Origin of the sequence: Acetobacter sp. DmW_043 (genome assembly GCF_002153485.1) — a bacterium.
GTDB lineage: Bacteria > Pseudomonadota > Alphaproteobacteria > Acetobacterales > Acetobacteraceae > Acetobacter > Acetobacter thailandicus.
In genome coordinates, this window is the sequence record NZ_JOMN01000056.1 from 13,292 (window position 1) to 28,027 (window position 14,736).

Annotated in this window: 13 protein-coding genes; 5 read left to right on the forward strand and 8 right to left on the reverse strand. The window is 50.7% G+C overall.

All coding sequences use genetic code 11. The features are described from left to right. Positions 1-2: 2 nt before the first annotated feature. On the reverse strand, positions 3-362 hold the full coding sequence (gene rplT / locus HK11_RS11275; protein WP_086555438.1) for a 50S ribosomal protein L20: 360 nt from the start codon (positions 360-362) through the stop codon (positions 3-5). A gap of 14 nt (positions 363-376) precedes the next feature. Next, positions 377-580 carry a 50S ribosomal protein L35 gene (gene rpmI, locus HK11_RS11280; RefSeq protein ID WP_086555439.1) on the reverse strand — a complete coding sequence of 68 codons (204 nt, stop codon included), beginning with the start codon at positions 578-580 and terminating at the stop codon, positions 377-379. Positions 581-967: 387 nt separating this feature from the next. On the opposite strand from rpmI, the gene HK11_RS11285 reads away from it, so the two are divergent. The 4 genes from HK11_RS11285 (at position 968) to HK11_RS11300 (ending at position 6,975) form a co-directional block, all read left to right on the forward strand. Further along, positions 968-2,440: a mannitol dehydrogenase family protein gene (locus HK11_RS11285; RefSeq protein WP_086555440.1), complete on the forward strand. Its 1,473-nt coding sequence runs from the start codon at positions 968-970 to the stop codon at positions 2,438-2,440. 389 nt (positions 2,441-2,829) lie between these two features. After that, entirely contained in the window at positions 2,830-4,161 is a 1,332-nt protein-coding gene (locus HK11_RS11290) for a cytochrome c (protein WP_086555441.1), read from the forward strand. A 20-nt stretch (positions 4,162-4,181) separates the two neighbouring features. Beyond that, on the forward strand, positions 4,182-4,658 hold the full coding sequence (locus HK11_RS11295; RefSeq protein ID WP_086555442.1) for a (2Fe-2S)-binding protein: 477 nt from the start codon (positions 4,182-4,184) through the stop codon (positions 4,656-4,658). Continuing rightward, positions 4,651-6,975 (forward strand): xanthine dehydrogenase family protein molybdopterin-binding subunit, encoded by a 2,325-nt coding sequence (locus HK11_RS11300; protein ID WP_086555443.1) that lies wholly within the window; start codon positions 4,651-4,653, stop codon positions 6,973-6,975. The genes HK11_RS11295 and HK11_RS11300 overlap by 8 nt, the downstream gene beginning before the upstream one ends. A gap of 79 nt (positions 6,976-7,054) precedes the next feature. Here the strand turns inward: HK11_RS11300 and HK11_RS11305 are convergent, their stop codons facing one another. Genes HK11_RS11305 through HK11_RS11325 form a run of 5 tightly spaced genes read right to left on the reverse strand, consistent with a single transcriptional unit; the run spans position 7,055 to position 13,261 of the window. After that, a complete protein-coding gene (locus tag HK11_RS11305; protein WP_086555444.1) occupies positions 7,055-7,495 on the reverse strand; it encodes a SufE family protein in 441 nt (146 codons plus the stop codon). Then, positions 7,495-8,808, reverse strand: coding sequence for an ATP-dependent protease ATPase subunit HslU (gene hslU, locus HK11_RS11310; protein ID WP_086555445.1), 1,314 nt, complete (start codon positions 8,806-8,808; stop codon positions 7,495-7,497). The genes HK11_RS11305 and hslU overlap by 1 nt, the downstream gene beginning before the upstream one ends. A gap of 13 nt (positions 8,809-8,821) precedes the next feature. After that, the gene (hslV, locus tag HK11_RS11315; protein ID WP_086555448.1) at positions 8,822-9,415 is read right to left on the reverse strand and encodes an ATP-dependent protease subunit HslV; all 594 of its coding nucleotides are present in this window, start codon (positions 9,413-9,415) and stop codon (positions 8,822-8,824) included. A gap of 44 nt (positions 9,416-9,459) precedes the next feature. Next, positions 9,460-11,475, reverse strand: a complete 2,016-nt coding sequence (locus HK11_RS11320) for a response regulator (RefSeq protein WP_233133459.1) — start codon at positions 11,473-11,475, stop codon at positions 9,460-9,462. Next, positions 11,462-13,261 carry an ATP-binding protein gene (locus HK11_RS11325; protein ID WP_086555446.1) on the reverse strand — a complete coding sequence of 600 codons (1,800 nt, stop codon included), beginning with the start codon at positions 13,259-13,261 and terminating at the stop codon, positions 11,462-11,464. The genes HK11_RS11320 and HK11_RS11325 overlap by 14 nt, the downstream gene beginning before the upstream one ends. Positions 13,262-13,535: 274 nt before the next feature. Here HK11_RS11325 and HK11_RS11330 point away from each other — a divergent pair, with 274 nt between their 5' ends. After that, positions 13,536-13,952: a hypothetical protein gene (locus HK11_RS11330; protein ID WP_233133461.1), complete on the forward strand. Its 417-nt coding sequence runs from the start codon at positions 13,536-13,538 to the stop codon at positions 13,950-13,952. 69 nt (positions 13,953-14,021) lie between these two features. On the opposite strand, the gene HK11_RS12380 is transcribed toward HK11_RS11330, so the two are convergent. Continuing rightward, on the reverse strand, positions 14,022-14,736 hold a 715-nt coding region (locus tag HK11_RS12380; RefSeq protein WP_198943259.1), incomplete at its 5' end, for a hypothetical protein.

The following is a 14,736-nucleotide window of genomic DNA, read 5'->3' on the forward strand; positions in this document are numbered from 1 at the left end:
CTTCAGGCAGCGAGAGCAGCCTGAGCTTTTTTAACGATTTCAGCAAATGTTGCTGCATCGTCAAATGCAACAGCAGCCAGAACTTTACGGTCGATTTCAATGCCGGCTTTTGCCAGACCATTGATGAAACGGCTGTAGGTCAGGCCGTGCTCGCGCACAGCTGCATTGATACGCTGGATCCACAGAGCGCGGAATTCACGTTTTTTGTTACGACGATCGCGGTATGCATACTGAAGCGACTTTTCAAGACGCTCGATAGCAATACGATAGTTCGTTGAGGACCGGCCACGAAAACCTTTTGAAAGGTCGAGGACTTTTTTGTGACGGGCGTGGCTTGTTACACCGCGTTTTACACGTGCCATATCTCAGATGCTCCTTAAACCAGCCCGTAGGGCGCCCACTGTTTAACTGTACGACCATCCTGCGGTGTCATTGTCTGAGGACCACGGTTGGTACGTTTCATTTTCTGCGGACGCTTAATCAGGCCGTGGCGTTTACCACATGGGCCAGCAAGCACCTTACCGGTTGCGGTGATTTTGAACCGCTTTTTAACCGATGACTTGGTCTTCATTTTGGGCATTTCACTACTCCATGAAAACTTGTTATCGCTGTTATATCAGCAAAAAACAGCAGAACACGGCCAGGCATGCCCACACAGGCCCGGACGCGTGTAATCTGAAGTCGCGTGCATAGCTGAGTTTAAGTTAATTTACAAGCTACCATTCAAATGAATTTATGGAGAAAATGAGCCATCAGAGGGATGCAGCCTGCCCTTCACCTGGGCAATCAGGCACACTCCTGCCCTGCTGCATCACGGCACAATGCGGACTGTCCCTGCACCTGCCGCCTTTCCCATGGCTCTGACCTGCATCTGATGATACGCTCTCTTTTGCAGGCTTTAGACAACCAGAGATTCATGCATTCCGCAGCATGAAGCGTAACTTTATAAGCGAGGTTTGCCACTCACATGATTTCCCTGTCCAGCGCCACACTAAGCCAGCTCCCCTCACAGGTTATTACCCCTGGGTACGACCGCAAAAAGGTTACCCCTGGCATTGCGCACCTCGCCGTTGGTAACTTTCACCGTGCGCATCAGGCATTGTATATCGACCGCGTTCTGGCCCGCCCCGGACAGGAGAACTGGGCTATTGTCGGCATAGGGCTGCGCGATAACGAACGCGAAACCCGTCGAGCCGGCATTATGGCCGGGCAGGACGGCCTTTATACACTGACGGAATTCTCAACTGACGGCAACCACACCACCAGAGTTCTGGGTGCCATAACAGAATATGTACAGGCCGCTAAAGATCGCTCCGCTGCCATTAAGCGCCTGGCAGATCCGGCCATTAAAATTGTCAGCATGACCATTACCGAAGGCGGCTATAATATAGATGCAGACGGCAAATTTATGCTCAACACACCTGCCATTGCCGAGGACCTGAAGCGTGAGGTGCCTCACACAGCTTTTGGCCTCGTAACTGAGGCCCTGCGCCTGCGTCGTGACAACGGCACCGGCCCTTTCACAGTGATGACATGCGACAACCTGCGCGACAACGGCAAAGTAGCCCGCGAAGCTTTTTGTGCCTATGCCACAGCAAAAGATCCTGCTTTAGGTCAATGGATCAGTGAAAACGTGACCTTTCCGTCAACCATGGTTGACCGCATTACTCCGTCCGTCTCCGGGGCGGACAAAGAACGACTGAATAAACTCAGTGGCATTGATGATCAGATGCCTCTCTTCGCAGAGGATTTTACACAGTGGGTCATTGAAGATTCCTTCTGCGCAGGTCGCCCTGAACTTGAAACCGTCGGTGTACAGTTCACAAAAAATGTTGAGCCTTATGAACAGGTCAAGCTGCGCATGCTCAACGCATCGCATTCAATGCTGGCCCTGCCCGGCCTGCTTATGGATTACGACACAGTACCTGAGGCGATGAAAGACACAGCCCTGCTCACCTTACTTGAGCAGTTTCTGACCCAGGATGCATCGCCGTTTATCACACCACCATCTGACGTCTCTCTCGCAGACTACGCCAGCCAGGTTCTTAACCGCTTCCGCAATCCGGCTGTAGGCGACCAGCTGCTGCGCATTGCCTCAGACAGTGCATCAAAACTGCCTGTTTTCTGGATAGATACCGTAAAAGGCATTCTTAAAGCGGGAAAAAACCATAAAAGGCTGGCTTTTGGCACAGCCTGTTTCCTTGAATATCTGCGGGGCACCACTGACAGTAAAAAAAGCTATAGCTTCTCTGAACCTGAGCTGACAGACGCCACCCAAAAACTGATTTTGAGCCATGATCTCAAAGCAGGTCTGACAATACCAGTTTTTTCAGGGTGGGATCTTGCCCAGTATCCAGACTTCACAAATGAAGTAATCAATCTTCGCAAGAGCATACAGTCACACGGCGTGCGTAAAACACTACTTCAGCTTGAGCACTAACACCACGCCTGACTGAAAAGTATTTTTTAAAATTTCTTAGCCATTGCCTGACTCTTAACATCCAGGCAATGGCTATTTTTATGGCACTCAGTGCCACTTTTTAAATATTCATAATTTTTACTAAAAAAAGAAAAATATCATCATCTTAAATACAAAAGTTTACATCGTATTTAATTTTCCTTAAGTACCAAATAAGTCTTTTTTATCCTGTAATCATCCGCTATCTTGCGCCCCAGATTACATTTGCCCCCAGCTTTGTTTAACAATGCGAAACAACAGCACATCACAATCCCAGACTATGTCTGTGTCAGAATGTTACGGAAAACGATGCAACAGGCGTTTTCTGTGCACGCACTTATTTAATCTGATATAACAGGAGCAGGATCAGAGTGAAAAAACGTATCTTCCTGGCTGGAATAGCCGGAGCCGGTCTCCTTGGAGGACTAGGTTTTCTTGCCTATGCCTGGCATCCTGCTATCGCTGACATCACCCCTCCCGCAGCTTCAAGCTTTTCAGCTGAACAGGTTGAACGCGGCCGCATTGTCGCCGCTGAAGGCTATTGTGCGGAATGTCATACCCGCACTGACCTGGGTGGCGGCCCCGAATTTGCCGGTGACTACCAGATGAAAACCCCTTTCGGGGCTATTTATACATCTAATATTACACCCGATCCGCAGACCGGCATTGGTAAATGGTCAGAAGAGGCTTTCCGCCGGGCTATGCACCGGGGTATCAGCCGTGATGGGGGCAACCTTATTCCTGCTTTCCCATACGACCATTTCACAAAAATGACTGATCAGGACATCTCTGATCTTTATGCTTACATGATGACACGCCCCGCCGTGCATCTGACACACCGGCCAAACGAGCTGCCTTTCCCGCTTAATATCCGCCTGCTGCAGGCCGGGTGGAAACTCCTGTTCTTCAAACAGGGTGTTTATCAGCCCGATCCGACACATGACGCATTATGGAACCGGGGTGCATATCTGGCCGAAGGCGTTGCTCACTGCGGGTCATGTCATACACCACGTAACTTAATGGGCGCAGAAAAAAGCGGCTCAACTTATGATGGCGCTGTAGTGGATGGCTGGATCGCACCGCCACTTAATGCAAACAACCCGACACCCACCACATGGAACGAAGATGAGCTGTATGCTTATCTGCGCAACGGTGTCGCACCTTTGCATGGATCAGCCGGCGGGCCCATGTCACCTGTCCCTCACCGCTTCCTCTCCACAGTTCCGGAAGAGGATGTCCATGCCATAGCCCACTATTTCGCTTTTGTTGATAATGCTGCTGTACGCGCAAAGCATGATAAAGATGCGCTTGCTCTGGCTATGAATCAGTCTTCTGTCGACCTGACCCATCCGGTCGTTGACCCGGATGCCAAGCTCTACCAGGGAGCATGTGCCGGCTGTCACTATAATTCAGCCCCGACACCAGCCTCAGGCAGGCCTGAACTCGCTTTAAATAACGCCCTCTGGCTTGACGAGCCAACGAACCTTTATCAGGCCATCCTGCGTGGTTTCACTGCTGAAGAAGGCCAGGCAGGCGTTGTTATGCCAAGTTTTTACAATGCGCTCTCTGATAAAGATATGGCACGACTGGCCGCCTACCTGCGCCGCACGCGCACAACACTGCCACCATGGACAGATCTGGAAAAGAAAGCAGCTGCCGCACGTGCAACTGTTGAGACTATTCCGGTCAATTCTTCTCACTAAGGCAGTCACGGAGCGACACAATGATCAAATTCAAACTCAACGGCCAGTACGTTTCCGTCGATGTACCTGAAGATACCCCTCTTCTGTGGGTGCTGCGTGATGAACTTAAACTGACCGGCACCAAATTCAGCTGTGGTATTGGCGAGTGCGGTGCCTGCACCGTGCATGTTGGCGGTCAGTCAACACGCTCCTGCATTACACCTGTCAGCTCCGTAATCGAAGCTGAAGTCGTCACGATTGAAGGGCTCGACCCACAGGGCCAGCACCCTGTGCAGGAAGCCTGGCGTGATATTCAGGTGCCTCAGTGCGGGTATTGCCAGTCTGGTCAGATCATGCAGGCTGCCTGCCTGTTAAAAACATATCCTGACCCAACCGATGAACAGATTGATGGCGTCATGGCTGGCAATCTGTGCCGTTGCATGACTTATCTTCGTATTCGTAAAGCAATCAAACAGGCTGCCGCTGCGGCACGTGAGGAGACACCATCTCATGGGTAAACTTGAACGTATTGCCATGCAGCAGGACCGCGCAGACGGTCTCAAAGCAACGCGACGCAGCTTTTTACTGACATCTGCCGGTTCAGCTTTCTTATTTGGCTTTGCCCGTAAGGCCAGCGCCAGTCAGATCTATCCTATTGCAGATGGTGCGCCTGAAAGCGGTGCTTTTGAGCCGACTATCTGGTCTTCTGTCTCACCTGACGGCCAGATCAACATCAATATCATCCGCGCCGAAATGGGCCAGCATGTTGGTACAGCTCTTGCCCGCATCATGGCGGATGAAATGGAAGCGGACTGGAGCAAGGTACAGATCACCCAGGTTGATACAGACCCGAAATGGGGGCTGATGGTCACAGGTGGTTCGTGGTCTGTATGGATGACGTGGGATCTCTTCCGTCAGGTAGGAGCAGCTGCCCGAACCGTTCTGCTTGAAGAGGGTGCGAAGCTGCTTGGCGTATCCCCTGCTCAGTGTATCGCACGAAAAGGGCAGATTATCGCAGGTAACAAATCTATCTCCTACGGTGACATTGTTCAGAAGGCGCACCCGACACGCACCTTCACACCTGAAGAAATGGCCAAACTGCCTCTTAAGCCCGTATCAAAACAAAGCCTGATCGGCAAAGACGTTAAAGCACTTGATATCCCGGCCAAAACCACGGGCCAGGCTATTTACGGTATTGATGCCACCCTTGAGGGGATGGTGTATGCACGCCCTAAACTGCCGCCCACCCGCTACGGCTCCAGAGTTCTGTCGGTTGATGAAAGCGGCGCGAAAAAAGTTAAAGGCTACGAACGCTACATCGTTATCGAAGACCCTTCAGACACTGTACCTGGCTGGGTTGTCGTTATTGCCTCATCATACCCGGCTGCTATTCGTGCAACGGATGCACTGAAAGTTACATGGGCTCCTGGCAAAACAGCCTCTGTTTCTGAACAGGACATTATTGATTACGGCCGTAAACAGATTGCCGACAAAAACGGCGGCGTTTATGTTTTTAATGACCCCGGCACAGATAAAGCTTTCTCTTCTGCCAGCAAGGTATTTGAGCAGACATACACCTGTGCTTCTGTCATGCATTACACCATGGAGCCCATGAATGCCCTGGCACGTCTGCACGACGGCAAATGGGAAGTTCATTGTGGCAACCAGTGGCAATCTCTTTTTCTGCCGGTCATTGCCAAAGCTCTGAGCGTGCCGGAAAAAGAAGTCGTTATGTGCAGCTACCTGCTGGGGGGCGGCTTTGGCCGGCGCCTGAATGGTGACTATGCCGTAGCCGCAGCTCTTATCTCTAAAGCCCTGAGTGGCAAAGCCGTTAAACTCATTCTGACCCGCTCAGATGACATGCAGTTTGACTCCTTTCGCTCACCCTCTGTGCAGACACTTCGTGCGGCCCTGAATGATCAGAAGGCTGTAACGAGCTGGCAGCATCATGCTTCTGCCGGCTGGCCGACAAAAGTTATGGCCCCTGCCTTTATGGAAAAAGGCGTTGATGGCAAACCCTATGATCAGTTTGCCATTGCCGGTGCCGATAACTGGTACGATGTTGGCCCCATGCAGGTACGTGCTCTGAGCAATGACCTGGCTGAAGCGACATTCCGCCCCGGCTGGCTACGCTCGGTCAGTGCAGGCTGGACATCCTGGGCTTATGAAGCCTTTATGGATGAACTGGCACATGATGCGGGGAAAGACCCTCTTGAGTTCCGCCTGGAGCACCTCAGGGCAACTGGCAGAAATGCCGGCAGCGCTCCGAACGCAGTGGGCGGTGCTGAGCGTCAGGCCAATGTTTTGCGCCGTCTGGCAGAAAAATGTGGCTACGGTAAAACAAACCTGCCGGCTGACACGGCCCTGGGCATTGCCACGACCTTTGGTCAGGAACGCAACATGCCGACATGGACAGCCGGTGCTGTACAGGTGCATGTGGACCGCAAAACAGGTGTCGTAACCTGCCAGAAAATCTGGCTGGTGCTTGATGCCGGCACAATTGTTGACCCTGATGGTGCGGCCGCACAAACAGAAGGTGGTGCTCTGTGGGGACTGAGCATGGCTTTGTTTGAATCAACCGAAATTGTTAATGGCAACCCTCAGGCACATAACCTCGACAATTATACCCCGATACGTATTGCCGATGCGCCTGAAATTGACATTGAGTTTATAAAAAGCACTGAAAAACCAACCGGCCTTGGGGAACCAGGTGTAACGGCTATTGGTGCAGCCATTGCCAACGCTGTCTTTAATGCGGTTGGTGTACGGCTGCGCCACCAGCCTATCCGCCCTGCTGATGTTCTTGCCGGCTTACAGGCTAAAACTGCAGGCTGAATATAAGACTGTCAAAAAAGGGCCACCTCCCTCGGGAAGTGGCCCTTTTTTATACTATCATACTATAAATACAGGGTACTCAGGCAGTCTGCGCCGCAGCTGAACGAATGGCACGTGCCATGGCCTCAACACCGTTACCCCGGTTTGTTGACAATGCCTGTACAAGCCCGAGGTCACGCAAAAATTTTGGATCTGTCTCCAGAATTTCTTCGCGTGAACGGCCTGAATAAACCCTGAGCAACAGGGCCACCAGGCCTGAGACAATAGCGGCATCAGAAAGCCCGGCAAAATACAGCCTGCCAGCTTCTTCTTTCGCTTCAAGCCATACCTGACTCTGACAACCAGGAACACGGTGTGCATCATTACACCATTCCTGTGGAAAAGCAGGCAGCTTGCGCCCCATTTCTATGATGAACTGATAACGCTCCATCCAGTCATCAAACAGAGCCAGCTCATCGCCTATCGCTTCAACAGCCTCAGCTGCTGTAGCCTCGGCAGGCAAAAGAAAAGGAGCATCCATCATAAAATAAACCGGCTAAGGTCACCCTTTTTAGCAAGTGGGGCAACTTTCTCTGTCACCTGAGAGGCAGGTACACTGATCTTCTCACCACTGCGATCAGGTGCCGAGAAAGAAATCTCCTCAAGCAGTTTCTCAAGCACAGTCGCCAGACGGCGTGCTCCGATATTCTCGACACGCTCGTTAATATCTGCGGCAAGATCTGCCAGAGCGTCAACAGCACCATCTTCAAAAGTCAGGCTGATGCCTTCGGTCTGCATCAGAGCTATATATTGCTTCAGCAAAGAATGCTCAGGCTCTGTCAGAATACGGCGCAGATCTTCACGTGACAGGGGCTGCAACTCAACACGAATAGGCAGGCGGCCCTGAAGTTCCGGCAAAAGATCAGACGGTTTGGCCAGGTGGAACGCACCCGAGGCAATAAACAGAATATGATCTGTTTTAACCGGGCCATATTTGGTGGAAACTGTCGTCCCCTCAATCAGTGGCAGCAGGTCACGCTGAACCCCTTCCCGAGAGACATCACCACCTCGCGAACCACCTTCTGACGAGCGGGCACAGACTTTATCAATTTCATCAATAAAGACGATGCCATTGTTCTGTGCGTGACTGACGGCTTCCTGTGTAATCGCTTCATTATCAAGAAGTTTGTCAGCTTCTTCGCGCTCAAGATAAGTTCTGGCAACAGAAATTTTCAGGCGGCGCTGCTGAGGTGAACGGTTCATAAAGCCTTTCATCATCTCGCCAAAATTGATGACATTACCTGGCATAACACCGGGCATTTCACCACCACCTGAAGGAGCGGCCTCAACAACAGAAATCTCGATTTCTTTGTCTTCAAGCTGACCATCACGCAGCATCGTGCGGAACTTGTTCTTTGTCTCTGCCGAAGCGCCCTGCCCGACCAGCGCCTCAACCAGACGATCTTCAGCAATCTGCTCTGCCTTAGCCTTCACTTCATGCCGCTTTAATTCACGAACCATGACGATCGAGGCTTCAACCAGATCTCTGATGATGCTGTCTACATCACGCCCAACGTAGCCTACCTCAGTAAACTTGGTGGCTTCTATTTTAAGAAACGGCGCCTGAGCCAGTTTTGCAAGCCTACGGGCGATCTCTGTCTTACCGCAACCGGTTGGGCCGATCATCAGAATGTTCTTAGGCACAACCTCTTCGCGCATACCTGCACTTAAACGGGAGCGTCTCCAGCGGTTACGCATAGCAATAGCAACTGCACGCTTTGCATCTGCCTGCCCTACGATAAAACGATCAAGCTCAGAAACAATCTCTCTGGGAGAAAATGTCGGAATTTCCATAACGCTGCCTCCCTTATTCTTTTACCGGACCGGCAGAAAGTGTTTCAACACGCACGGAGTGATTTGTATAAACACAGATATCGCCAGCTATTTTCATTGAGCGACGCACTATATCCTCTGCTGTCAGACCATCAACTGTCAGAAGTGCTCTGGCCGCAGACAGGGCATAATTTCCACCTGAGCCAATGGCGATGATACCGTCTTCAGGTTCAAGAACATCACCATTACCCGTCAGGGTATAAGAATGCTCATTGTCAGCCACCGCCATCATTGCTTCAAGCCGGCGCAGATAACGATCTGTACGCCAGTCCTTTGCAAGCTCAACACAGGCACGTTCAAGCTGACCGGGATAGCGCTCAAGCTTGGCTTCAAGGCGTTCGAGCAGCGTAAAGGCATCAGCTGTAGCGCCGGCAAAACCAGCGAGAATTGTGCCTCCCGGCCCTATACGACGCACCTTGCGGGCGTTACCCTTAATAACAGTTGCACCCAGCGTTACCTGACCATCACCAGCCATGGCAACATCCTGACCACGGCGAACGCACAAAATCGTTGTTCCGTGCCAGCCAACCGGATCGTATGAGGAAGAATCTGATTTAAAATTATTCATAATCATAAAAAATAGGGATTCCCTGCCAGAGCACAAGGGGGAAACTACGAGGGAAGTATTGCCTTAACTTCAGCCAGCAGTTCACTCCGCCTGTAAGGCTTATGCAGCACACGGGCATCATCAGGCAGAAGGCCCGGATCGGTATAGCCGGTCACAAAAAGAACCGGCAGACCAGGCTTCATTGCCGTCATTTTCTGTGCGGCTTCATTCCCGTTCATGCCTGGCATCATAACGTCCATAACGACCAGAGCTATCTCTTTATGCTGAGTAGCCAGAGCAAGGCCATCTGCACCATTATCAGCCTCGAGCACGGTGTACCCGACATGCCGGAGAAAACCGGCTGTAACAGCTCTGACACTCTCCTCATCATCAACGACCAGTATGGTCTGGCCATTTTTCTCAGAAGGCGATACCGGAAGAACTGTTCTTTCCCTGTTGTCAGGCACAACAGGAGCAGGAGCCGCTTCAAACTGCTTCAGGTCCTGCGTCATAACGGGCAGCCAGAGCTCTATCGAGGTCCCTCCGCCTGGCACACTGTCGACACGAATTTCACCACTGCAGTAATTGATAAAACCATAAATGACAGACAGGCTCATGCCCTTGCCGTGCCCGGTATCTTTTGTCGTAAAGAACGGATCAAAAATACGGGCCTGCGTTTCCTCGGTCATGCCCACGCCACGATCAACGACCTGAACCACAACCCATGCCTTCTCAGACGGTTGTGCTGACACACGCCCCAGCAAACGTGCTGACGTATAAACTGATACTGTAATACGCTCATCGCCTGGCTGTGCATCATGCGCATTCATACACAGATTAAAAACAGCAAGCTGAAGCTGTAAAATATCCGTCCAGACCGGAGGAAGTGGCTCAGAAGGCAAATTAAACTGTACAGACTTTAAACGCTCAGCCGCCTGCAGACTCTCTGACCCCAGCATATTACGCAGGTCATACGGCAGCGCAGAACCTTCCACAAAATCCTGCATTTCACGCAGCACACTGACAATATCGACTTTACAGCATGAAAAATGCCTCGGACGGCTGAAATCAAGCAGCTTTTGTGTCAGCACACCACCGCGTCGTGCAGCCTGTATGGCATTATCATATAATTTCGTAACCGCTGGCACTTTTGGAGGATCGAGCTCCTGCACCAGTTCGAGTGACCCCATAATTGCAGTTAGTAAGTTATTAAAATCGTGCGCAACACCACCTGCCAGCGTACCGATAGCCTGCATCTTCTGTGCCTGCTGCAGGCGCTGATCAAGGCTGAGAAGATCTGTGACATCTCTGTCAATAAAAACAGAATACTCATCAAGCTCGGGGCCGGCACCAGGAAAGGTTTCACGCGATTTCTGGCCAATTAAAATACGCGTCAGGTCATGCCAGCGTGTTTTACCATCAGCATCATTCAGCCTGATAACCTGCTGATCGCGCCCACCAGCAGCAAGCACACTCTGCGCTTCCCTCAGGCTGACAAGTCGCTCAGGGCTTACGATGTCCTCTTCCCGCTGCCCAAGAACATCTGTCAGAGAACAACCCAGCTGACTTGCCATCTGTTCATTCATACGAACAAACCGGTCCTGCTCATCTTTAAAAGCCAGACCGAAAGGCAGGTTATCAAGCAAAATACGCAGTAACGCCTGCTCGCGCCTGAGCGCTTTCTCCAGCCGGTAACGCTCTACGGCCTGTGCGACCATGGACAATAATGTCTCAGGATCCCATGGTTTATATACAAAAAATGAAATCTGCCCCTTATTCAGAGCAGATTCGACTGCCTGTATATCGGCATAGCCTGTCAGCAAAATTGCCCCGGCTGAAGACAGCCGACGCGCCTGTGTAAGAAACCCGTCTCCCGTCATACCAGGCATACGCTGATCAGAAATAATAACCGCAATATCAGACCGCTGCGAAAGAATACTCAGCCCCTCCTCGCCTGAAGCGGCCGTGAGCACATTATATTTCTCTTCAAACAGATCTGTCAGAGCGACGAGAATTTCAGACTCATCATCAACGATAAGAATAGCTGCCGGGGTAGTCTCCACCGTTTCAGGTCTCATCATAACAGCCCTTCTCCTCAGCGCTCCGATAAGGCACCCGTACAACAAAACAGGCCCCTTTACCCTGCTCTCCGCCAGTCACAGAAATACTCCCGCCATGAGCTTTAATAACCCCATAAGCAGTTGCCAGCCCGAGACCTGTTCCCGATCCTACAGGTTTTGTGGTAAAAAAGGGTTCAAATATTCGTTCTCTCAGATTTTCAGGAACCCCCGGCCCTGTATCAGTAATACGAATAACATAATCCTCCCCCTCCCGACCTTCGGTTGCCTCTTCGAGGGAGGAAAAAATATTTATCTCATCATAATTTTCTATATTATTGATTTCTTTATTATTTATTCTTTTCTCAGCGATAGCATCTGCAGAATTACTTAAAATATTCATAATAACCTGATTCACTAATGCAGCCTGACACACAAGTTCTGCCGGTGCATTCAGATGGCAAAATACTTTTATTTCCTGCCCAAATTTTGGAGCCAGAAGTGTCAGGACTATCTTCAGACTTTCAGGTACATCTACACGTGCAAACTCACCCTCTTCCAGACGTGAAAAACGACGCAGACTGGCAACAAGATCGCGCATTCTCGATAAACCAACCAGAGAAGCAGAGAGGCGCTCTTTACTCTTTGTTAATGCAAGCTCTGCCCCGTCAAAATCTGAGGTTTTTACGGCCTGAAGTGCTGTGGCTATGCCTTTCTGTACTGTACTCTCATGAGCCAGTACAAAGGCCAGGGGGTTATTAAACTCATGTGCGATACCTGCAGCCAGCTCTCCCAGAGACGCCATTTTAGCTGACTGCACAAGCTTGGCCTGTGCCTCAATCAGTTTACGATTGGCTGCTGCAAGATCTGCATTTACGCGACGTAAAGCATCTGCCAGAGCCATACGCGCCCGCGCACTTTCGACATGAGCTTCCTCACGCCTCATCTCATCCTGCAAAATTTTGCGCCGTACCAGGCTGCCTATACGCGCCATAAGCAGATCTGTTTCGATATCAGCGCCGACAAGATCATCAACCCCGGCAGAAAAAGCCGCGACTACGTTCTCTATCGTCATCCTGTCGGGCGTTACCATGCCCAGCACTCTGGTACACTGTCCGTTAATTTCACGGGCAAAAAGCAAATTACGTGCCATTTCAAGGCCATCAAACTGAGGACTGTCCATATCAATAATCACACAGTCAGGATGCTGCTGGCTTACACTGGTCCCGATATCATCAAAACGAGCCGGGTCATCTATAAGGCTCAACAAATAACCATGGCTGGTCAGACTCTCAAAAATTAACGGGCTGGTGCTATCCTGGCTTTCTGCCTTCCCGCCACGCCATGACCAGGCAACACTACCCGGCGTTGTGATAACTGTAACGGCAGGTGGTCTGAACCTGACACCTTCACTGGCTGGCATATCATCTTCATAACGACGCAAAAGCGTACAGATACGAAACACCAGCAATAACGGATCGGTATTCTGGCAAAAACAGACATCTGCACCGTTATTAAGCAGGTCACGCTCAAACTGAGTGTCTTCTCCGCTGGTAAGCACGATAACCGGCACACTTCTTGTCCCGGCTGTCAGGCGCAGTCTCTGGCAAAACTCCACAACGTTCATATCATCAAGCTGCTCAGAAACCAGCAGCAGGTCGGGCATATCCGAACCAAATCTGGCAAACGCAGACCGTCCATCCTCAAACAGGTGAAGATTCATACCGCTTTTAATCAACGCATCCTGAAACGGTTTTTTTCGTGTTTGCCCACTACTGACAAACCATAATGTACCGGAACGGGAATTCATGACCTGCTTAACCTTAAAGGTGGTTTTTTAAGGCAGATTAACCGCCAGAGCTCAATCCGTCATACATGCGCATATCGCCCGTTTTGGCGAATAAAATAAATGTGCTCACAGAAAACCTGTACAGCCAGACCTGCTGCTGGAAAGCATCAGGAAAATGCAACAGTGTTCTTCATGCGGATTGTTTCGTATACTAACAGGAATTTCTGCTCAACTACCTGAACAGCATACCAGATCCAACTGACATGCCCATGCTGCCTTAAGGAAAGCCCAGACTATGAATTCGCGCTCTGACGATAAACTTTCTCACGCCTCAGCACCTTCCTCTTTCGTTCAAAAGTTTTTCTCTGCAACTTTTGCCATGCACGTCTTACGAACAGGCATATGGGCTGTATGTTATTTTATTTTTTACTTTGTGCAGCAGCTTGCAGAACTTCTGGCCCCTTTCCTGTTTATTGCCGGCCTGGTATGGAAAATTATCCCCATAGCTGTCAGCTCTCTCAACCATGCAACAGCGTCGCTGGATCAGCAGGCTAAAGATATAATCAGCTCTGCAACATCAGCCATACCTTCACATATCGATATTGCAGGACATGTGCTCACTCCGGATGGCCTCATTCGTGATGGTATTATGCTTATGCTCCTTGCTGCAGCGGGTGCAACACTGGCAACACTGGCAGGAAAATACATGTAAAAATCAACAGGATATCTGAGCTACAAACGATAAAAAAACCTGCTGAAAAGCAGGTTTTTCAAAGCGGCCTTAATAAGGCTGATATATTCTTCCCGCCGGTGGCCAGAAGTAAACAATATCATCCCACCAGAACCAGAGCGCACATAACACACAAAACGCAAGGAAAAGGCTGGCGCTCCAGGCGACACGCCAGAAGCCACCATTCAGAGACAATGCACGTAAATGTGCAACAAAATCTGACCGTTTTTCTTTGGACGGAAAAAATTTTCCGGAAAACACCCCGCGCAAAAACGCGATAAACAGCGATACAATACCCTGTATTTTCTGCCCTATACCAGGAACCTCAGGCAGAGTGCCCGTCTGAGCAGACATTGCTGACGCACCATAAGCCTTCTCAGCCGGAGAAACCGGTTGTTTCAGCTCCCCCGTAAACTGATACTCATACTGCTGTACATGAGGTTCTGAAGCATCAGAAGACCACGACGTATCTGCCGGAGCATACGCGACATCCTCTCCTGCTTTTGTCGCATCGGTCGATACAGAAGAGGTATCCTGGTACGGCTCCTGCTCTGCCGGAGATGGCGCCGCTTCTCTTATCCTTATCTCGGCATGGACAGAATGAGGTGTTCTCTCTGTCTCTGTCTCAACAGAAGCAGCTACCTCAGGAGCCGGGGCCGCCGCAACAGGAGCAGCTACCTCAGGAACCGGGGCAACCGCAACAGGAGCAGGCACCTCAGGAGCCAGGGCCACCTCAACAGGAGCAGCAACTTCAGGAGCCGGGGCC

What these genes read in the sequence shown, in the direction of transcription:
- HK11_RS11320 (WP_233133459.1), bottom strand. Translation starts at nt 11,475, where the DNA reads ATGATGAGACCTGAAACGGTGGAGACTACCCCGGCAGCTATTCTTATC.
- HK11_RS11330 (WP_233133461.1), top strand. Translation starts at nt 13,536, where the DNA reads ATGAATTCGCGCTCTGACGATAAACTTTCTCACGCCTCAGCACCTTCC.
- HK11_RS11300 (WP_086555443.1), top strand. Translation starts at nt 4,651, where the DNA reads ATGGGTAAACTTGAACGTATTGCCATGCAGCAGGACCGCGCAGACGGT.
- HK11_RS11295 (WP_086555442.1), top strand. Translation starts at nt 4,182, where the DNA reads ATGATCAAATTCAAACTCAACGGCCAGTACGTTTCCGTCGATGTACCT.
- HK11_RS11285 (WP_086555440.1), top strand. Translation starts at nt 968, where the DNA reads ATGATTTCCCTGTCCAGCGCCACACTAAGCCAGCTCCCCTCACAGGTT.
- hslU (WP_086555445.1), bottom strand. Translation starts at nt 8,808, where the DNA reads ATGGAAATTCCGACATTTTCTCCCAGAGAGATTGTTTCTGAGCTTGAT.
- HK11_RS11325 (WP_086555446.1), bottom strand. Translation starts at nt 13,261, where the DNA reads ATGAATTCCCGTTCCGGTACATTATGGTTTGTCAGTAGTGGGCAAACA.
- rplT (WP_086555438.1), bottom strand. Translation starts at nt 362, where the DNA reads ATGGCACGTGTAAAACGCGGTGTAACAAGCCACGCCCGTCACAAAAAA.
- HK11_RS11305 (WP_086555444.1), bottom strand. Translation starts at nt 7,495, where the DNA reads ATGGATGCTCCTTTTCTTTTGCCTGCCGAGGCTACAGCAGCTGAGGCT.
- hslV (WP_086555448.1), bottom strand. Translation starts at nt 9,415, where the DNA reads ATGAATAATTTTAAATCAGATTCTTCCTCATACGATCCGGTTGGCTGG.
- rpmI (WP_086555439.1), bottom strand. Translation starts at nt 580, where the DNA reads ATGCCCAAAATGAAGACCAAGTCATCGGTTAAAAAGCGGTTCAAAATC.